The following is an 18,360-nucleotide window of genomic DNA, read 5'->3' as shown; positions in this document are numbered from 1 at the left end:
GAGCCACTGACAACGGCCGCAGAGCCCGGACTCGGTGGCCGTCCGGGCCCGAGACGTCAGGGGGTGTTCAGGTAGGCGAGGACCGCGAGGACGCGGCGATTGCTGTTGTCGTCATCGGTGATGCCGAGTTTGCCGAACATGGAGGTGGTGTATTTGCTGATGGCGCTGTCGCTGAGGAAGAGCCGTCGGCCGATGGCCTGATTGGACAGCCCTTCGGCCATGAGGCCGAGCACGGAGTGTTCGCGTTCCGTGAGCTGCCCCAGTCGCCGGTTCGAGGGTCCGCTGGACAGCAGCTTCGCGATGACGGCCGGGTCCATGGCGGTCCCGCCCCCGGCGACCCGCTCCAGGGCGTCGACGAACTGGTCGGCGTTGAACACGCTGTCCTTGAGGAAGTAGCCGATGCCACCGGAGCCATCGGCCAAGAGCTCGCGGGCGTAGAGCTGTTCGACGTACTGCGAGAGGATCAGCACCGGCAGTCCGGGCAGTTCGCGGCGCGCGGCCAGGGCCGCCCGCAGCCCCTCGTCCGTCTGGGTCGGCGGCATGCGGACGTCGACGACGGCGACGTCCGGCCGCCACTTCAGCAGCGCGTCGAGCGTCTCGGGGCCGGTGGTCGCGGTCGCCACCACCTGATGTCCGTACGCCTCGATGAGGCGGACCATCCCGTCGCGCAGGAGGTAGAGGTCTTCGGCTACAACGATTCGCATGGCACGACCATCCTTGCACGGGTCGGACCGCCCACCGGGCTGCTGATCTCCAGAGTGCCGTCGAAGACCGCGAGGCGGCGGCGCAGCCCGGCGAGCCCACCGCCGGTTCGCTCGTCGGCCCCGCCCTGACCGTCGTCCTCGACATCAACGACGATGTCGTTGCCGTCCCGGGAGACGATGATGCGCGCCCGGGTCGCGCGGGCGTGCTTGACCGCGTTGGTCATCAGCTCGGCGACTCCGAAGTACAGGGCGGACTCGATCGGCGGGTCCAGGCGCAGCGTCACCTCGGCGCTGAGCGCCGCTTCGAGCGGGCTGTCCAGCGCAAGCGCGCGCAGCGCGTCGATGAGCCCCCGGTCGTTCAGCACCGGCGGGTTGATGCCCCGGACCAGTTCGCGGAGTTCGGTCAGCGACGTGGCAGCGCCGGCTCGCGCCTCGCGCAGCAGCTCCTTGGCCCGCTCGGGGTCGGTCTCCATCAGCTTCTCCGCGGTGGCCAAGGAGAGCCCGAGCAGGACCAGGCGCGCCTGTGCCCCGTCGTGCAGGTCCCGTTCGATCCGGCGGATCTCGGCGGCCTGCGCGACCGTGGTGTCCGCGCGCTGGGCGGTCAGCTCGTCCACCCGCTCCGCCAGCGCCATCTCGGGCGACGGGCGCAGGAAACGGACGGCCACCGGCTCGACGGGTCGCCAGGCGTACGGGGCACCGGCGACGGCCACGACCAGACCGAGCGCCCCTATGACGCGTGCGGCGGGCTCCGACTGGCCGAGCCCGAGGACCGCCGCGACCAGGGCGGCCGGCGGGAGTGACGCGACCACACCCGCAGTGAGCGGCGCGATGGCCGTGAACCGCAGGTCGCGCCAGTTGGCGGGGTCGCGCCACCGGACCCGCCACCTCTGGTCCATGAGAGCGTCGCGGCTGGTGCGCTCGTAGCCGAAGCCGTTCCACCAGTACCCGGTGGACAACTGCGTCACCGGTCCGGCCTGCCGGTATCCGGAGGGGATCTCGGTGGCGGTCCACTTCGCGACGAGGCGGCGGACCATCTGGCAGACCGGGCGGGACAGGGCGAGCGTGCCCACGCTCACCAGCACGAGCGGCGCCAGCCACGACCACGGGTTCGCCGCCCCCCACCAGATCCCCAGGGCCACGGCGGCGGCCCATACGGCCGGCACCAGCAGGGTGACGACCGCCACCATGCACGCTCGCACGAACCCCACGCAGGCGCTTGCCACCCACGTCATCAGCTGTCGCATGTCTCTTCCTTCTCACTTCGGCTCGGTGAGTCCACTGTGCGCCGACCGGAGCCGGATTCCGCACGGATCGGCTCGGGAGTGGGTCCAGCCCCACCCAGCCGTACGTCCAGGCCGATACCGCGCCACCCATGCGCTTCCTAACGTCGACATCACACCGGAGATCGCACCGGAGTCCACATCGGACATCGCACCGGAGATCGCACCGGACACGCGACAGATGACGCACCAGACGACGCACAAAGACAACGCACAAAGACAACGCAACGGAAGACGGAGACATGGAAACCACCCAGCGCACCACGGTCGAGCCCACTCACCTGAACCGCACCGACACCCACCCGGCCTTCGGCAAGGTGAAGGTCCTCGTCGCCGTCTACGGCGTGCTGAGTGCCGCGGTCCTCGTCACGGTCGCCGTCCTCGCGCTCACCGCACAGCCGGTGACCTCGTTCATGTGGGGCCGGTCGGCCGGAGTGCTGGCGAGCGCCGCGGTGACCTACTGGCTGACGGTCCTCGCCGCACGCGGAGCGCGCTGGGCCTATCTGCGCATACGCATCATCACGATCGTCATGCCGCCCGTGATCGTCGCCATCGACACGATCCCCGGTGCCCTCCCGGTGTGGTTCATCGCGATGCAGGGTGCATGTGCGATCGCCCTGGCCGCGGCTGCCTTCCTCGTCAACGGATCCGGACTGCGCACCGCCTTCCCCAAGAAGCGCTGACCCGCCGTCACTTGCTGGACACACCGGCCCGCTGACCCGGTCCGGCCTCCCGGCGCGGGTGCCGGAAGGCTCCTGCTCCCCGCATGGTCCTATCGTCCCTATCGTCGCCAACGGGAAACGTGCGAAGCGCCGGTCCGGTGATTGAACGCAGCCCGCCCGTAGCCCGTACAGATACAGACAGCGGCGGGTTTCGGCCTCCCGGGGCCCGCCCGCCGTACCGCCACCGGGCTTCGTAGGGAAGGACCATCGGGTGCCGCACTTGACGCGCTCTCCTCAGCTGCCGGAGACGGACCGGGCGACGGAGGAGGCGGAGGGCCGGACGCCGGACGAGGGCGGCGCGGAGCCGGCGGTGTCCGCTCCGGCCAAGGATCGGGCGGAGGGCAGGGCGGTCGGCGGGTGGCGCGATCGGCACCCGGCTGCCGCGCGGGTCCTGGCGCGGACGGCAACCGTCCTTTCCGCGGTACTCGTACTCTTCGCCCTGCTCCTGCCCGACCAGCTCTCCGGACTCACACCAGGGCAGTTCGCACGTATCCCGGTGGAGGGGATCGCCGGTGCCGCTCTGCTGCTCGTGCTGCCGCCGAAGGCGCGGCGCGTGGCGGCGGTGCTCGCCGGGGTGGCCCTCGGCCTGCTGACCGTCCTCGACTTCCTCGACATGGGCTTCTATTCGGTGCTGGCCCGACCCTTCGACCCCGTGCTCGACTGGGGCCTCTTCGGCGACGCCGAGTCCTTCCTCAGGGACTCGGCCGGCGAGGCGGGGGCCATCGGCGCCGTGATCGGCGTGCTGGTCCTCGTCGTCGCCCTGCTGGTCCTCATGACGCTGGCGGTCGTCCGGCTGAGCCAGGTCATCTCCCGGCACACGGCCGCGGCGACGGGCACCACCCTGCTGCTCGGGACGTCCTGGGTCGCCGTCACGGCGCTCGGCGTGCAGATCGCCGGTGTCCCGGTCTCCTCCAGGAACGTTGCCGAGCTGGTCGGCAACCGTGTGGACCAGGTGCGTGCGGACCTCAAGGACGAGCGCGCGTTCGCCGAGGCGGCCGCCGGCGACGCCTTCCACGACACTCCGCCCGACCGACTGCTGACCGGGCTGCGCGGCAAGGACGTCATCTTCACCTTCATCGAGAGCTACGGGCGCAGCGCCGTCGAGGACCCGAAGATCGCTCCGGGGGTCGACGCCGTACTCGCGGACGGGACCCGCCGACTGCGCAAGGCCGGGTTCTCCGCCCGGAGCGCCTGGCTGACCTCGCCGACCGCGGGCGGGGGCAGCTGGCTGGCGCACTCCACCTTGATGTCGGGCCTGTGGATCAACAACCAGCAGCGCTACCGCACCGTCACCTCCAGCGACCGCCTGAGCCTGACCGGTGCCTTCCGGCGCACGGGGGCCTGGCGGACCGTCGGCATCATGCCGGGGGTCACCCGGTCCTGGCCGGAGGGGACGTTCTATGGTCTCGACCGCGTCTACGACTCCCGGAACCTCGGCTACCGGGGCCCCAAGTTCAGCTGGTCGACCATGCCCGACCAGTACAGCCTGTCCGCCTTCGAACGCCTCCAGCACGGCAAGCCGGGCGGTAAGCCCCTGATGTCGGAGATCATCCTGACGTCCAGTCACAACCCCTGGGCGCCGCTGCCCAAGATGCTCGGCTGGAACGAGGTCGGTGACGGTTCGGTCTACAACGCCATACAGAAGGCGGGCAAGAACCCCACGGAGGTGTGGCGCGACCCCGCACAGGTGCCTGTCGAATACGGGCATGCCATCCAGTACTCGCTGCGCAGCCTCATCTCCTACGTGGAGAAGTACGGCAACAAGAACACCGTGCTGGTCTTCCTCGGTGACCACCAGCCCGTTCCGGCCGTCACCGGCGAGCACGCCGGCCGGGACGTACCGGTCGCGATCGTCGCCCACGATCCGGCCGTGCTGGAACGGATCTCCGACTGGGGCTGGCAGACCGGCCTCAAGCCCGGCCCGAAGGCGCCCGTCTGGCACATGGACGCCTTCCGCGACCGCTTCCTGACGTCGTACGGCCCGCACCCCGGCTCCGCCGCGTCGGCACCGACCCGGTAACCGGCGCCCGGCCGGCCGACCGGTTGGACGGCGCCGGCGCTCACCCCGTCCGTACGCTCACCCCCGTCCGTACGCTCACACGGTCCGTACCGTCACGCCCGCGGCGGCCAGCGCCCCGGCCTCGTCGACCGGGGCGGCCTCGTCGGTGACGAGGGTGTGCAGGGCGGCGGCGGGAGCGACGAAGGCGAGGGCGGTACGGGAGAGCTTGGCGCCCTCCGCGACGGCGATGATGCGGCGCGACGAGGCGATCGCGGCGCGCTTGACGGCGGCGTCGTCGAGGTCGTACGCGGTCAGGCCGTCCGCCGCGGTCACCCCGCAGCAGCCGACCACGGCGGTGTCGAAGCGCACGGCGGCCAGCGACGCGGCGGTCAGCGGGCCGGTCAGCGCCAGTTCGCCCGGCCGCGGCCGGCCGCCCGGCACCAGCAGCGTCAGTTGCGGTGCCGCGGCCAGCGCGTTGGCGGCGTGCAGCGAGAGCGGCATCACCGTCAGACGGCGGTGTTGCAGTGCGTGGGCCACTTCCAGGCAGGTGGTTCCGCTGTCGAGGACGACGGACTCGCCGTCGGCGATCAGTTCGGCGACCGCGGCGGCCAGGCGCCGCTTGGTCTCCTGCCCCTCCTGCACCCGCAGCGCGAACGGCGGCTCGTCGCCGCGCAGCAGCAGACTTCTCGCCCCACCGCGGTAGCGCTCCAAGACGCCCTGGTCGGCCAGTACCTCCAGGTCGCGGCGAATGGTCATCTCCGAGGCCCCGGTGAGGGCCGCCAGCTCCGCGACGCCGATGCGGCCGGCCCCGCGTACCGCGTCGGAGATCTGCCTCAGTCGATCCGTGCTCACCATGCCCATATTGAACATCGATTCTGCTCGAATAGCAATCTTTCGAACATCAATCATGTTCGCTATGTTCGTTTGCATGGAGAGAACGCTACGAGCCGGCCGGCTCGCCACCTTCGTCTACTTCGCCCTCAACGGCTTCCTCATGGGGATGTGGGTCGTGCACATCCCCGCCGTCGAGCATCGCGCCGGGGTCGGCCATGCCGTGCTCGGCTGGCTCCTGCTGCTGCTCGGCGCGGGAGCCTTCGCGGGGATGCAGCTCGCCGGCCGGCTCACCGACCGCCTCGGTGCCCGCCGGGTCGTACCGGCCGGCGCGGTGCTGTGCAGCGCCGCGCTCGTCCTGCCGGGACTGGCCGCGAACGGCTGGCTGCTGGGCGTGGCGCTGCTGGTGCTCGGGTTCGGCAACGGTTGCCTGGACGTCAGCATGAACGCCCATGCCGTCCAGGTGGAGCGCGGCTACCGACGGCCCGTCATGTCCGCCTTCCACGCCACCTTCTCCATCGGCGGCGTCCTGGCCGCGTTGGTCGGCGCGCGCACTCTCGACGGCGGCGCGGGACCGGCGGTCACACTCGGCGCGGCGGCTCTCCTGGGCGTCATCGTCTCCGTACTGGCGGCTCCCGCCCTGCTGCACCCCGAGCCCTCTCGCGCCGTGCACGCACCCACGGAGGCACACCCCGACGCGCCGGCCCCCACCGCGGCCCCGGCCCGGCCCCGCACAGCCCGGCGCATTTGGCTGCTCGCCGCGTTGGCGCTGATGCTGATGCTGTGCGAGGGCGTCGCCAACGACTGGAGCGTGCTCCATCTCCGGGACGTCCTGGATGCTCCGGCCGCCACCGCCGCCCTCGCCTACGGTGCCTTCGCCACGGCCATGACCCTGGGCCGTCTGCTGACCGACCGGGTGGCCGCGCGCTTCGGCCCGGTGGCGATACTCCGCTACGGCGCGTCCCTGGCGGCGCTCGGGCTGACGGTGGCGGCGCTGTCCCCGTGGACGCCCCCGGCGCTGGCCGGCTGGACCCTGTTCGGGGCCGGGCTGTCCGGCTGCATCCCCCAACTCTTCAGCGCCGCGGGCCACACCGACCTGGACGCCGCCGGTGCCAATGTCTCGCGCGTCGCCGGCCTCGGCTACCTCGGCATGCTCGCCGGGCCCGCCCTCATCGGCCCGCTGACCCGCCTCGTCCCCCTCAACCTCACCTTCTTCCTGCCCGTGGCGTGCTGCCTCGTCGCCGCCGGCGCGGCGGGCATTCTGCGTACCGCACGTCCCGCCCCCGTCCGCCAGGAGGCCGAAGCCGAGGCCGTATGACCGCAACATGACCACGGCGTGACCACGGCCCTTACCTCAGGCGGATCGGGCGGGCCGCCGAACGGTGGCCCGGCCGGGCGTACACCCGGCCGGGCCGCAGCCCGAGCCGTCGGCAGCGGTCACGCTGTCTGTCGGCCGCCGCGCACGTTCAGAAGCACAACAGGTTCTCCATCCGTACCGGCCTCCCCGGTGGCAGCGCAGGTTCCAGGGCTCGTCCAGGGGGACGTCGGACCAGTCGCATCGGAAGGGGCCTTCCTTCGGCTCGGCGGGGATCCGGCCCGTCAGGTCGAAGGTGGCGACCGGCTGCCCGGGGCGGTGCGCCTCCAGCTCCAGCTCGATGAAGCCGTCGAGGTCCTCGCGGGTCAGGTCGCCGGTGTCGCGCAGTCTCGCTTCGGCTATGTCCCGTGCGGCGGCGAGTGACCTGCGTACATGGCCGGCGTCGGGTGTCGGTCGTCTATCGGGGGCTGTGGGTGCACTGTCGGCGGCGTGTCGGCGGGGCCTGGCACTTTTTCAGGAACGGCCGCCGAAGATCGCCGGGCGGTCCCGACCCCGAGGAGTGCCCATGCCCACCCCCGTCACGATCATCGGCGCCGGACTCGGCGGCCTCACGCTGGCCCGCGTGCTGCACGTCCACGGAATCCCGGTCACGGTCTACGAGGCCGAGCCCTCTCCGACGGCGCGCACGCAGGGCGGGATGCTCGACATCCACGACTACAACGGGCAGCTCGCGCTCAAGGCGGCCGGTCTGATGGACGCGTTCCACGCCATAGTCCTGGAGGGCCGCCAGGCGATGCGGGTCCTCGACCGGGACGGGACCCTCCTGTTCGAAGAAGCCGACGACGGCACGGGGGGCCGCCCCGAGGCGCTGCGTGGCGAGCTGCGACGGATTCTCCTGGACTCGCTTCCGGCCGGCACCGTCCGGTGGGGGCACAAGGTCGACGGCACCCGTGCCCTCGGCGAGGGCCGCTACGAGGTGACCTTCGCCGACGGCGGCACCGTCGTCACGAGTCTGCTGGTCGGTGCGGACGGCGCGTGGTCGCGGGTCCGGCCGCTGCTCTCCACCGCCACACCCGAGTACATCGGCAAGTCGGTCGTCGAGACCTATCTGTTCGACGCCGACACCCGGCACCCGGCCGCCGCAAAAGCGGTCGGTGGCGGGTCGATGATCGCGCCCTCCCCGGGCAGGGAGATCTTCGCCCACCGGGAAAGCGGCGACACTCTGCACGCCTACGTGGGGCTGTCCGAGCCCCAGGACTGGTTCGCCGCCATCGATTTCGCCGATGCCGCCGCCGCGGCCGCGCGGATCGCGGCAGAGTTCGACGGCTGGGCACCGGAGCTCACCGCGCTGATCACCGACGGCGACACCGCACCGGTCCTGCGCCCCCTCTACGCCCTGCCGGCCGAGCACCGGTGGGACCGGGTGCCGGGGGTGACCCTGCTCGGTGACGCCGCCCACCTCGCGGCCCCGAACGGCGAAGGCGCCAACCTCGCCATGCTCGACGGCGCCGAACTCGGCAGGGCCCTCGCCGCGCGCCCCGACGACATCGAGGCCGCGCTCACCGAGTACGAGCAGGCCATGTTCGTCCGCAGCGCCGAGGCCGTCAAAGGCGTCGAGGTCCACGGGAGCGACTCCGGGAACAACACACCCCAGGCCATGCTCAAGATGTTCACCGAGCAGAACCGACAGGCCACTTGAGCCCGGAGCGGCGGACAGCCGCTCGGCGCTCTCGCACCTAGCCGGGCACGCCCATGTGCTGTGTGCCGACGACGGACAGCAGCCGCAGTGCCTCTGCGGACGGTGAGCCGGGGGTGGCGGTGTAGATGACGACCCGCTGGTCCCGGTCGGTGATGTCCAGGACGTCGCAGGCCACCGCGACGGGGCCGACCAGCGGATGCTGGAAGGTCTTGCAGAGGGTGGGCCGGGCGGCCACGTCGTGGGCGGCCCAGAGCCGGGCGAACTCCTCGCTACCGGACAGGAGTTCCTCGACCAGACCGGTCACCTCCGGGTCGTCGGGATAGCGGGCCGCGGCGGCGCGCAGGTGCTGGGCCGAGGTCCGGGCGAACTCCGCGGCGTCCGAGGCTCCGTACAGCCGTCGGCCGTCCCGGTACGGCCCGAGGAAGTGGCGCCGGATGAGGTTGCGGTCGCGGCGCGACAGGGCGGAGAAGTCCTCCAACAGGGCGGTCGCCAGGTGGTTCCAGGCGATGACCTCGTACGTCGCCGACATCACGAGCGCCGCGGCCTCCGGCAGCCGGTCCAGCAGGTCGACGACGCTCTGCCGCACCTCTCGTGACGGCCCGGCAGGGGGCCCGGGCGGGGCACCGGCGAGGTGGTGGAGGTGGTCGCGCTCGGCGTCCGACAGGCGCAGGGCGCGGGAGAGCTGGGCCAGCACCTCCCGGGAGGGGTGCGGGGCGCGAGCCTGCTCCAGCCGCGTGTAGTACTCGGTCGAGATGAACGCCAGCTGCGCCACCTCCTCGCGGCGCAGCCCCGGGGTGCGGCGGCGCGGCCCGGCGGGCAGCCCCACCTCGGCGGGGGTGATCCGCTCACGCCGGCTGCGCAGGAAGTCGGCCAGTTCTCTTCGATTCACCTCCCCAGTGTGCGTGGTGATCGAATCGCCCAGCCAGGTACTGCCGGTGCCTGGATGAGCGGGGCGGTCGGACACAGGCTCGTCGGCATGAACCACACACGCATCACATCCACCACGACCGCGGGCCTGCTCGCCGACAAGGTCGCCTTCGTCACCGGTGCCGGCAGGGGCATCGGTGCGGCCGCGGCGCGGCTGTTCGCCAGGGAAGGCGCCCGGGTCCTGCTCGCGGCCCGTACGGAGTCCCAGCTCAAGGCGGTGACCGAGGAGATCCGGGAAGTGGGCGGGATCGCGGACTATGTGCTGTGCGACCTGTCCGACGCGGCCGGCGTCCGTGCCGCCGTACAGCGGGCCGTGGAGCTGTACGGCCGGCTCGACGTCGCCTTCAACAACGGTGCGACGGGCCAGCCGCCCGGTCCGATGGACCAGCTGTCGGAGGCCGACTTCGACCATGTCTGCGCCGTCGACTTCAAGGGTCCGTGGCTGGCCATGACCGCCGAGATCGCCGCCATCCGCGACACCGCGCGACGCGGCGCCATCGTCAACACCTCCAGCGTCGGCAGCCTGATGGCCAACCCCTGGCTGCCCGCGTACGGCGCGGCGAAGCGGGCGGTCAACAGCCTCACGGCATCGGCCGCCGCGACCTACGGCCCCGAGGGCATCCGCGTCAACGCCATCGCCCCGGGAACCACGCTGACCGAGATGCTCCACGAGTGGGACGAGAAGTCCCCCGGCACCATCGACCAGCTCAACGCCCAGACCCCGCTGGGCCGCGCGGCCGATCCCGACGAGATCGCCCAGGCCGCCGCCTGGCTCCTCAGCGACCGCTCCTCCTACGTCACCGGTACGGTCCTCCGGGTCGACGGCGGGATGCGCGCCTGAGCCGCCACCGGTCCACGGTGCCGGTGACTCCGTGGCCTCCGTCAGCCACATGCGGTGAGGAGGCCGCGGTAGTCGCGGCATACAGAGCGTAACGGAGGGTGACGGGTCGCCGGCCGGTGGCGAGGCCCCGCGAAACGCTCTGTGGGGCGCCCTGGGGCGTGGGGGTAGGGACCTCGGCCGGGCGAGGTGTCCGGTCGGCCGGTCCGGGGGGACCATGGAAGCCGGAAGCACTCACGGGACGTGGGGACGGGGGCACACCCGTCGGCAGGCCACGGCCCGGAGCCAGGGGAGTGCGTGCGTGGTCCGGCGACCGGAAGGAGGGCCCGGTGAGCGCAGCCGATGACCTTCCGGCCGGCTCCGCCGAGTCGGCAGCCGGGTCGCCCCAACCGAGCGGACTGCTGGATCTCCTCGGCGTGGCCGCGGTGCTGCTCGACGCCGAGGGACGGATCGTCCTGTGGAGTCCGCAGGCCGAGGACCTGTACGGCTACCCGGCCGAGGAGGCGCTCGGGGAGTTCGCCGCCCAGCTGCTCGTCAAGGAACAGCACTGGGACCTGGTGCTCAAGGAATTCGCCGAGGTCATGGAGACCGGCAAGACCTGGGGCGGCACCTTCCCCGTACGGCACAAGGACGGCACCGCGCGGATGGTGGAGCTGCGCAACATGCGGCTGCTCGACGACCGCGGCGACTTCTACGCACTCGGGCTCGGCACCGACTCGCCGACGCTGCGCGAGGTGGAGCGCGACGTCGCCCTGTCCACCCGGCTGATCTCCCAGTCGCCCATCGGGGTGGCGATCCTCGACACCGATCTGCGGTACGTCGCCGTCAACCCGGCCCTGGAACGGATGCACGGCATCCCCGCGAAGGACCACCTCGGCAGGCACTACCGAGAGATCATGACCGCGTCGAAGTTCGCGGTGCCGGAGGCCGCGATGCGCAAGGTCATGGAGACCGGGGTTCCCATGGTCGACCAGTCGACCATTGTCGGCCGCACCCCGGCCGACCCGGGCGGCCACGAGCACGCCTGGTCGATCTCGCTGTACCGGCTGGAGGACCCCCAGGGGCGAGTACTCGGAGTGGCCGACCTGGTGGTCGATGTCACCGACCGCCATCAGGCGGCAACGGAGGCCGCCGAGGCCCGTCGGCGCCTGGCCCTGATCGCCGACGGCTCCGCCCGGATCGGCACCACCCTGGAGGTCGACCAGACCGCCCGCGAGCTGGCCGACGTCACCGTTCCCGAACTCGCCGACATGGTCACCGTCGATGTGCTCGACTCCGTACTGGACGAGCACCGCCCGGCCAGCAGGGCCGGCGGCCCCGCGGTCTTCCGCGCCCTCGCGGTCAAGGCCGCCTACCCCACCGGGGCCGTCGACGCCGTCGACCGCCCCGGTGAGATCGCCGCGTTCGACGCCGACCGCCTGGCCACCCAGTGCGTACGCACCGGTCGGCCGATCCTGATCTCCCACATCGACGACGCCGACATGGCGCGCATCGCCCGCGACGACCACGCCGCCGAGCTCCTGGCCCGCGCCGGGGTGCACTCCTACATGATGGCCCCGCTCACCGCCCGCGGCCATATCCTCGGCTTCCTCGGCCTCAGCCGCGCCCGCAACCCCCTGCCCTTCAGCGAGGACGACCTCGCCCTCGCCGCCGAGCTGGCCTCCCGAGCCGCCGTCTGCATCGACAACGCGCGCACGCACGAGAGCGTGCGCGCCGCCGCCGAGACCCTGCAACGCAGCCTGCTCCCCGACCATCCGCCCCACCGCCCCGGTCTCCAGGTCGCCTCCCGCTACCGGCCCGCGCTGGCCACCTACGAGATCGGCGGGGACTGGTACGACGTCCTCCCGCTCGACGGCGACAAGACCGCCCTGGTCGTCGGCGACGTCATGGGCAGCGGCATCGACGCCGCCGCGACCATGGGCCGCCTGCGCACCGCGACCAGCGCCTTCGCCGACCTCGACCTGGACCCCGCCCAGGTGCTCCAGCACCTCGACCGGATCACCTCGGGGCTGGAGCACTACATCGCCACATGCGTCTACGCGGCCTACGACCCGCACCGCGGCGAATGCCATATCGCCACCGCCGGCCATCTTCCCCCCGCCCTCGTGCGCAGCGGTAGGCGCCCGGAGTTCCTCGACCTGCCCACCGGCACCCCGCTGGGAGTCGGCGGGGTCCCCTTCGAGACCACCACCATCGACCTCGGCCCCGACGACCAACTGGTCCTGTACACCGACGGCTTGGTCGAAACCCGCCACCACGCCATCGACGAACGCCTCGAAGCCCTGCGCCAGTTGCTCGACGCGCCCGACCGCACCCTGGAAGAGACCTGCGACCGACTCCTGCGCGAACTCCGCCGCCCCGACGACCCGGACGACGTCGCCCTCCTCATCGCCCGCATACGGCCCTTCGCACCTCGTACGTAGCGCCCGGCACGTGGCGCGGCGAACCCTCCGTACGGCGGCGCCCTCGACGGATCGAGCCGTTGTCGGACCCTGGCGTTACGGTCGAGACCGATCGGCACACATCCGCCCGCCTCTACGAGTCACGGTCGCGGACCGAGCGGTCACGCTCAGCGGCCACTCGCGGGACGATCCAATGGTGCTGGTACCTGCATCGCGCCGGCGTCCGATGACGCCGGTATCCGATGGCTCCGGTGCCCGACGACGGTGCCGTACGGGACGGGAAGTCCAGGGGCCTTCGGCGCGGTCACTGCTGGTGGTGCCGCCCCTGGGCGTCGAGTTCCGCCCACTCCTTCTCCCACTGGGCGGAGCGCTTGCGGTTCAGCAGGCGGACGCCGGCCTTGTCCGCGCCGAAGAGCAGCAATCCGGTGCCCGACGCGGCCACGGTGCCGGCCACGACGCTGATGGCCAGGGCGTCCCCAGGGGTGCCCGGGTCCCGTATCAGCGCCCCATGCCCGTCCAGCCACACCGTGGTCCGGTCCCCGGCGCGCACGCCGGGCGCCACGGTCGTCTCTCCCGTGCGCGCCTTGTGGTCCGGGGCCATCCACCGGACCACCGCCTGCACCCGGCCTGCCGAGCCACCACTGGTGTCGACGCCGATGCGGGAGGGCGGCTCCTTCGCCACCACAGCACTGACCGAGTGCCATCCGGCGCGCTGCTGCTGGGACGCGGCGTGCACCGCCTGACCGGCCACCACCCCGGCGGCCGGCGCCGCCACCGCGATGACCAGCCCCGTGAGCAGCGCCAGCCAGGACTGCGCCACGTCCGTGCCACGTCGCAGCGGCTCGCGCCGCCATGGTGCGTGCGGTTTCCAAGGAGTCATCCCGCACCCCCTTCACCTGCTGGTATCGAGGGTCTCACCACAGGCGGGCGGGTGCGAGGGCCGAATGTCCCCATCGGCGGGCTGCGGCATGACGACGGCGTCTCCGTATGCCGTGAGCTGCGCTCGAACATGCCGGGGCCGGCCTGCCTGATCCTCACCTCGTTCGACGACGATGACGCGCTGCTGGACTCGATCACGGCCGGGGCGGCCGGCTATGTGCTGAAGGAGATCAAGGGGGCCGGATCCGGTCGCCGCCGTGCGCACGGTCGCCTCGGGGCGGTCCATGCTCGACCCGGCTACCACGGCGCGGCTGATGCGCCGCCTGCGGGGCGTGGAGGACGAAGCCCGGCCCGAGGAGGACGCGCTGTCCGGGCTCTCGCCACGGGAGCGGGAGATCCTCGACCTGATCGGCGAAGGGTTGACGAACCGTCAGATCGGTGCGCGGCTCTGTCTGTCCGAGAAGACCGTCAAGAACCACATCTCCCCTCTGCTGTCCAAACTCGGCGTCGAGCGACGCATCCAGGCCGCGGTGCTCGCCACACGGGGCGGCACGGTGTCCGGCGCGGACATGGGGCGGTACGGGCATGGGGCGGTACGGGAACTGAGCGCCTGCTCATCGAAGGTCTGGCGCGGCGGCCGGAGCGCCGCCGGCCGGTGCTGTTCCGGGAGCGGTGCCCACCACCGCAGACGGGTGTCGCCGTCCGGCCCCGCCTCGACGGTCATTCCGCCGCCCGCGCTCTCGGCCCGTCTGGCCAGGTGCTCCGACCTGATCGTGCACGCCGAGGGCTACGACCGCATGGACGACGCACGGGACGCCGAACAGCGGAGCTGGACCCGCGACCGCCCCGCCGACTGGCTCCGCGCCGGCCAGGCCCTGGAACGCGTGCTGCTGCTCGCCACCAGCGAAGGGCTCGCCAGCTCCTGCGCGTCCCAGGCGCTGGAATGGCCGGACCTGCGCTGGCTGCTGCGCGACCCGGTCCACGGCACCGGCAATGTGCAGATGATCCTGCGTCCGGGCTACGGCCCCCAGGGCCCGCGCACACCGCGCCGACCGGTGGACCAGGTACTGACCATCACACCGTGACCCCCTCGCCGCCGAGCGAATCTGGGCCGTTCGGCCCCCCTGGCAAGGCCCAACGGCTCATTGGTGCGGAGGCGGAATGTCCCGCAGGCTGGACAACAAGGGTCGGCTACCCGGGCGACCCGCGATGGATCCACGCAGCCGCGTGGGAAGAAGGACAGCCATGGAGCCGGAGATCATCACGGTGGGGCTCGACGGATCAGTGGAGAGTCTGGCGGCCGCACAGTGGGCGGCCGACGAAGCGGACCGGCGGAAGGCCGTGTTGCGGCTCCTCCACGCCTGGATACTGCTCGCCGCCGAGGCGCCGGACACCCCGCCCGACCGCGACCAGAACGCCGGCGCCCGCCGGATCGTGCGCCAGGCTCTGGACGAGGTACGGGAACGCCATCCTGATGTGCGGATCGTCGAGGACCTGGTGGGCGCCGAGGCCGAAGCGGCACTGCTGCACGCGGCCGACGAATCGCGGATGGTCGTGCTCGGGACGCGGGCGCTCACCGCGTGGGAGAGCTATGTGCTGGGTGATGTGAGCCTGGACGTGGTGGGCCGGGCCGAAGGGCCGGTCGTTCTGGTGCGGGGCGGTTGGTCCGCCAAGGCGCAGCGCGCCGAGGCGGCGCACGAGGCCCCCTCGGGCCGGGAGCCGCGGGTCGTCGTCGGCGTCAGCCTGAACGGTCCCTGCGACCCCCTGCTCGCCTTCGCCTTCGATGCCGCGGCGACCCGTGGACTGCCGCTGCAGGCCGTGCACGGACGGTCCCTCCCCGTGCACGCCTACGCGCCCTGGGGGGTCGACCCCGATGTGGCCGACGCGATCACCAAGGAAGCGGACGCCGAGCTGCGAGAGTCCGTAGGCCCGTGGGCGGAGCGCTTCCCGGACGTGGCGGTGCGGCTGACCGTTCTCCCCGAGAGCCCGGCGCGGGCCGTGATCGAGACGGTCTCCGGAGCCGAACTCCTGGCGGTCGGCCGCAGGCGCCACCGCCCGCTGCTCGCCTCGCGCCTCGGACCTGTCGCACACGCCGCGATCCACCATGCGACCTGCCCCGTGGCCGTGGTCCCGCACGAGTGAGGCAAGGCGACCGTGAACCCTCCGGGCAACCGGCCGAGTGCCCGGGCCGGCTCGATGGCGCCGGCCAGCGGGAGCCGACCCCGTTCCCGCCACGGGGTGCGGCGTGCGGCAGACCACCGCCGGGCGCGGCAGGCTCGTCAGCACAGCACATGAGGTTCGTAGGAACGGGACTTGCGACAGACCCGTACGCACAGGACGTGACGTCCACACAGGACGTGACGTTCACACAGGACGCGAGAAAGGACCAGCACGAGATGCGGCACCGCAGCGTTGCCGACCTGATGACGCCCCAGGCCGTCGTCGCCCAACCAGGCACCCCGTTCCGAGAGATCGCGCGGCTGCTCCATGAGTACGACATCACCGCCGTCCCGGTCGTCGACGAGGACGAGCGGCCGGTGGGTGTCGTCTCCGAAGCCGATCTGCTGCGCCGGCCGTCCGACGAGCGGGGCCGCACCACCGCCGGTGCGATCATGACCAGCCCCGCCGTGGTGGCGCGGCCCGATTGGAGCGCGGTGCAGGCGGCCAGGACGATGGAGGAGCGGAAGGTCAAACGCCTACCGGTGGTCGACGACACCGGCCGGCTCATCGGGGTGATCAGCCGCAGCGACCTCGTGCAGCTGTTCCTGCGGCGGGACCGTGCCATCCAGGAGGAGATCCTGGAGGACATCCTGACCCGCACCCTGGGCATCGCGCCCTCCGCCGTCACGGTGGACGTCGCCGACGGCACGGTGACCCTCAGCGGCACCGTGGCACGCGGGAGTCTTGTGCCCATCGCCGTGCGCCTGTGCGAGAGCGTCGACGGCGTGGTCGAGGTGATCGACCGGCTCACGGCCGAGGAGGACGACGCTTAGGTGAGGCCGACGGCGCCCGGCACGAGACCACCGATGTCGGGCGGTTGCCGTACGCGCACGGCCCGCAGCCCGGTGTGATGGGCGTCGGCGGCCGTGAACCCGAAGTCCAGTACGGACTCGCCCGCACAGGCGGCCCGCGCCGCCGCTTCCGCCGTGTGCAGTACCTCGGCGCCGCAGCACTCCCTGTCGCCGGCCCGCTGCGTGTCGCGGACGCCCGGCGGCTGTGAGCGCCATGAATCGACGAGGTGAAGCGGCCGGTCGCGGGCCGCTGCCTCCGCGGCACCCCAGTGCACCGCCGGCACGCTGTTCCCGGTGCCGTCCACGCCGACGACGACCGAGCCGCTGACGACCGAGCCGCTCATGACGCACCTCCGCTGAGCCGGGACCACCGACCACATCCCCTCCTGCCTCCAGCATCGCGGGAACAGCTGTGCAGACCCATAGGCCGAGCGGACCAATGAGAGGGAATTTTGCGATTGTTCCGATTTTGGGCAATTGCTTGTAAGGTCCCCTGTACGTCTCCGTGAAGCTGCGGCCCTGAGTGCGTGGTGAGGTGGGGGTGTGCGGCCTCGGCCGCTCGTGAAGCGGTTGAGTGCCCAGCCCCCACAGGTAGTTCACGCACGCGTGGGAACTGGGAGGAGCCATGAAGAAGCTCATCGCGACAGCGTTCATCGCCGCATTGTGCGCCCTCGGCGGCGCCGGTACCGCTTCCGCGGCCACCGCCTCGCCCGGACCCCCGCCGGGTCCCGACACCACCACCGTGACGTTTCACTGCCCCCGCCCGCACGGCACCTTCACGATCGCGGCGGATGCGTGGGTGATGGGCCAGTACGAGTGGTATTACGCAAAGCTCGGCTGCGCCCACACACCGTAGCCCTGCGCGCCCCCGCCGACCGCCGTCTCCAAGCCCCTGACCTGCGAGCGTCCGGACCTGCTCGCCCTGCCCGCCTACCGGTCGGGCCAACTGCCGCCCTCTGGGCGTGATTTCGCCGGAGCCGCCGATCGGTACGCATCCGGAAAATGCGTCGCACTATCAGACGAGCTACTGTGCTCGGGTGTCTTGTGCGGCACGCCATGACTCCGGCGGGCGTGCCTTCGTTCGGCGAGACGGCGAGACCGGCGGTGGGAAGGAGCAGGCATAGGCCGTGGCCTTGACCTCCAGGGCTCACAAGCAGCCCCGCAAGAAGGAACTCAAGCACCTGCGACGGGCCGCGGATGCCTTACTGGCACGCCTGGACCTGTCCGACGGCTGCGATATCACCACGCTGGTGGAACAACTCAGCGCGGACAGAGGACGCCCGATCCGGCTGATATCGCTTCCCCTGGGTGCCACGGCTCCCTGCGGTATGTGGCTGGCGACGGACACCTTCGACGTCATCGTGGTCGAGTCGGACACCAGCCGTCTGCACCGGGACCACATCATCGCCCACGAGCTCGCGCACATGCTGTGCGACCACTGCGACTCCGCCGGATTCAACACGGCGATGATGCGCGATCTGATGCCGAATCTGGATCCACAGCGGGTGCGGGAGATGCTGGGCCGCACCAGCTACTCCACCGCGGAGGAGCAGGAGGCGGAGATCGTCGCCTCCCTCATCCTCGAACGCGTCACACGTCCTTCGGTGGAGTCGGTGTGGAGCGTTCCGTCCGCTGACGCCGAGACGGTCGGTCGTATCGAGAGCTCGCTCAACCCTGGCTCGGGACCGCATGCCCACTAGGGCCTGTCCGATGGGTCAGGATCGGACAGGCCCTGGGGTTTTCGCACAGCGTC

General features: G+C 71.8%; 16 protein-coding genes and 1 pseudogene. 11 read left to right on the top strand and 6 right to left on the bottom strand.

The features are described from left to right. Positions 1-56: 56 nt before the first annotated feature. Positions 57-704 (bottom strand): response regulator transcription factor, encoded by a 648-nt coding sequence (locus tag ACZ4NB_RS08990; protein WP_467659524.1) that lies wholly within the window; start codon positions 702-704, stop codon positions 57-59. Then, on the bottom strand, positions 689-1,948 hold the full coding sequence (locus ACZ4NB_RS08985; RefSeq protein WP_467659522.1) for a sensor histidine kinase: 1,260 nt from the start codon (positions 1,946-1,948) through the stop codon (positions 689-691). Before ACZ4NB_RS08985 ends, ACZ4NB_RS08990 begins: the two co-directional genes overlap by 16 nt. A gap of 278 nt (positions 1,949-2,226) precedes the next feature. Between ACZ4NB_RS08985 and ACZ4NB_RS08980 the strand changes: the two genes are divergently transcribed. After that, the gene (locus ACZ4NB_RS08980) at positions 2,227-2,667 is read left to right on the top strand and encodes a hypothetical protein (protein WP_467659520.1); all 441 of its coding nucleotides are present in this window, start codon (positions 2,227-2,229) and stop codon (positions 2,665-2,667) included. Between the two features lie 250 nt (positions 2,668-2,917). Next, on the top strand, positions 2,918-4,726 hold the full coding sequence (locus ACZ4NB_RS08975) for an alkaline phosphatase family protein (RefSeq protein ID WP_467659518.1): 1,809 nt from the start codon (positions 2,918-2,920) through the stop codon (positions 4,724-4,726). Between the two features lie 75 nt (positions 4,727-4,801). On the opposite strand, the gene ACZ4NB_RS08970 is transcribed toward ACZ4NB_RS08975, so the two are convergent. Beyond that, positions 4,802-5,560 (bottom strand): DeoR/GlpR family DNA-binding transcription regulator, encoded by a 759-nt coding sequence (locus ACZ4NB_RS08970; RefSeq protein WP_467659516.1) that lies wholly within the window; start codon positions 5,558-5,560, stop codon positions 4,802-4,804. Between the two features lie 73 nt (positions 5,561-5,633). On the opposite strand from ACZ4NB_RS08970, the gene ACZ4NB_RS08965 reads away from it, so the two are divergent. Continuing rightward, the gene (locus ACZ4NB_RS08965; RefSeq protein ID WP_467659514.1) at positions 5,634-6,854 is read left to right on the top strand and encodes an MFS transporter; all 1,221 of its coding nucleotides are present in this window, start codon (positions 5,634-5,636) and stop codon (positions 6,852-6,854) included. A gap of 562 nt (positions 6,855-7,416) precedes the next feature. Further along, positions 7,417-8,550 carry an FAD-dependent oxidoreductase gene (locus ACZ4NB_RS08960; protein ID WP_467659512.1) on the top strand — a complete coding sequence of 378 codons (1,134 nt, stop codon included), beginning with the start codon at positions 7,417-7,419 and terminating at the stop codon, positions 8,548-8,550. Between the two features lie 37 nt (positions 8,551-8,587). On the opposite strand, the gene ACZ4NB_RS08955 is transcribed toward ACZ4NB_RS08960, so the two are convergent. Then, positions 8,588-9,439 carry a helix-turn-helix transcriptional regulator gene (locus ACZ4NB_RS08955; RefSeq protein WP_467659511.1) on the bottom strand — a complete coding sequence of 284 codons (852 nt, stop codon included), beginning with the start codon at positions 9,437-9,439 and terminating at the stop codon, positions 8,588-8,590. 87 nt (positions 9,440-9,526) lie between these two features. On the opposite strand from ACZ4NB_RS08955, the gene ACZ4NB_RS08950 reads away from it, so the two are divergent. Both ACZ4NB_RS08950 and ACZ4NB_RS08945 read left to right on the top strand, forming a co-directional pair. After that, positions 9,527-10,318 (top strand): SDR family NAD(P)-dependent oxidoreductase, encoded by a 792-nt coding sequence (locus ACZ4NB_RS08950; protein WP_467659509.1) that lies wholly within the window; start codon positions 9,527-9,529, stop codon positions 10,316-10,318. A 326-nt stretch (positions 10,319-10,644) separates the two neighbouring features. Continuing rightward, positions 10,645-12,738 (top strand): SpoIIE family protein phosphatase, encoded by a 2,094-nt coding sequence (locus ACZ4NB_RS08945; RefSeq protein ID WP_467659507.1) that lies wholly within the window; start codon positions 10,645-10,647, stop codon positions 12,736-12,738. Positions 12,739-13,021: 283 nt separating this feature from the next. On the opposite strand, the gene ACZ4NB_RS08940 is transcribed toward ACZ4NB_RS08945, so the two are convergent. Continuing rightward, a complete protein-coding gene (locus tag ACZ4NB_RS08940) occupies positions 13,022-13,597 on the bottom strand; it encodes an Rv1733c family protein (RefSeq protein WP_467659505.1) in 576 nt (191 codons plus the stop codon). 27 nt (positions 13,598-13,624) lie between these two features. On the opposite strand from ACZ4NB_RS08940, the pseudogene ACZ4NB_RS08935 reads away from it, so the two are divergent. From ACZ4NB_RS08935 to ACZ4NB_RS08925, 3 genes and pseudogenes are all read left to right on the top strand, one after another. Beyond that, positions 13,625-14,141, top strand: a pseudogene (locus ACZ4NB_RS08935) (LuxR C-terminal-related transcriptional regulator); the annotation flags it as partial. 700 nt (positions 14,142-14,841) lie between these two features. Continuing rightward, positions 14,842-15,738 carry a universal stress protein gene (locus ACZ4NB_RS08930; protein WP_467659503.1) on the top strand — a complete coding sequence of 299 codons (897 nt, stop codon included), beginning with the start codon at positions 14,842-14,844 and terminating at the stop codon, positions 15,736-15,738. Positions 15,739-15,992: 254 nt separating this feature from the next. After that, positions 15,993-16,589: a CBS domain-containing protein gene (locus ACZ4NB_RS08925; RefSeq protein ID WP_467659824.1), complete on the top strand. Its 597-nt coding sequence runs from the start codon at positions 15,993-15,995 to the stop codon at positions 16,587-16,589. Here ACZ4NB_RS08925 and ACZ4NB_RS08920 read toward each other — a convergent pair. Then, entirely contained in the window at positions 16,586-16,951 is a 366-nt protein-coding gene (locus tag ACZ4NB_RS08920) for a universal stress protein (protein WP_467659501.1), read from the bottom strand. The genes ACZ4NB_RS08925 and ACZ4NB_RS08920 overlap by 4 nt on opposite strands. A 281-nt stretch (positions 16,952-17,232) precedes the next feature. Here ACZ4NB_RS08920 and ACZ4NB_RS08915 point away from each other — a divergent pair, with 281 nt between their 5' ends. Both ACZ4NB_RS08915 and ACZ4NB_RS08910 read left to right on the top strand, forming a co-directional pair. Further along, positions 17,233-17,463 carry a hypothetical protein gene (locus ACZ4NB_RS08915; RefSeq protein WP_467659499.1) on the top strand — a complete coding sequence of 77 codons (231 nt, stop codon included), beginning with the start codon at positions 17,233-17,235 and terminating at the stop codon, positions 17,461-17,463. Between the two features lie 271 nt (positions 17,464-17,734). Continuing rightward, positions 17,735-18,307 (top strand): toxin, encoded by a 573-nt coding sequence (locus ACZ4NB_RS08910; RefSeq protein ID WP_467659497.1) that lies wholly within the window; start codon positions 17,735-17,737, stop codon positions 18,305-18,307. Positions 18,308-18,360 lie beyond the last annotated feature (53 nt).

It is taken from the genome of Streptomyces sp. NPDC026575 (genome assembly GCF_055567415.1).
The sequence above is the reverse complement of the archived record's forward strand: the minus strand, read 5'-3'. Positions and strand labels throughout refer to the sequence as shown.

What these genes read in the sequence shown, in the direction of transcription:
- ACZ4NB_RS08990 (WP_467659524.1), bottom strand. Translation starts at nt 704, where the DNA reads ATGCGAATCGTTGTAGCCGAAGACCTCTACCTCCTGCGCGACGGGATG.
- ACZ4NB_RS08940 (WP_467659505.1), bottom strand. Translation starts at nt 13,597, where the DNA reads ATGACTCCTTGGAAACCGCACGCACCATGGCGGCGCGAGCCGCTGCGA.
- ACZ4NB_RS08920 (WP_467659501.1), bottom strand. Translation starts at nt 16,951, where the DNA reads ATGAGCGGCTCGGTCGTCAGCGGCTCGGTCGTCGTCGGCGTGGACGGC.
- ACZ4NB_RS08915 (WP_467659499.1), top strand. Translation starts at nt 17,233, where the DNA reads ATGAAGAAGCTCATCGCGACAGCGTTCATCGCCGCATTGTGCGCCCTC.
- ACZ4NB_RS08970 (WP_467659516.1), bottom strand. Translation starts at nt 5,560, where the DNA reads ATGGTGAGCACGGATCGACTGAGGCAGATCTCCGACGCGGTACGCGGG.
- ACZ4NB_RS08925 (WP_467659824.1), top strand. Translation starts at nt 15,993, where the DNA reads ATGCGGCACCGCAGCGTTGCCGACCTGATGACGCCCCAGGCCGTCGTC.
- ACZ4NB_RS08980 (WP_467659520.1), top strand. Translation starts at nt 2,227, where the DNA reads ATGGAAACCACCCAGCGCACCACGGTCGAGCCCACTCACCTGAACCGC.
- ACZ4NB_RS08960 (WP_467659512.1), top strand. Translation starts at nt 7,417, where the DNA reads ATGCCCACCCCCGTCACGATCATCGGCGCCGGACTCGGCGGCCTCACG.
- ACZ4NB_RS08965 (WP_467659514.1), top strand. Translation starts at nt 5,634, where the DNA reads ATGGAGAGAACGCTACGAGCCGGCCGGCTCGCCACCTTCGTCTACTTC.
- ACZ4NB_RS08930 (WP_467659503.1), top strand. Translation starts at nt 14,842, where the DNA reads ATGGAGCCGGAGATCATCACGGTGGGGCTCGACGGATCAGTGGAGAGT.
- ACZ4NB_RS08950 (WP_467659509.1), top strand. Translation starts at nt 9,527, where the DNA reads ATGAACCACACACGCATCACATCCACCACGACCGCGGGCCTGCTCGCC.
- ACZ4NB_RS08985 (WP_467659522.1), bottom strand. Translation starts at nt 1,948, where the DNA reads ATGCGACAGCTGATGACGTGGGTGGCAAGCGCCTGCGTGGGGTTCGTG.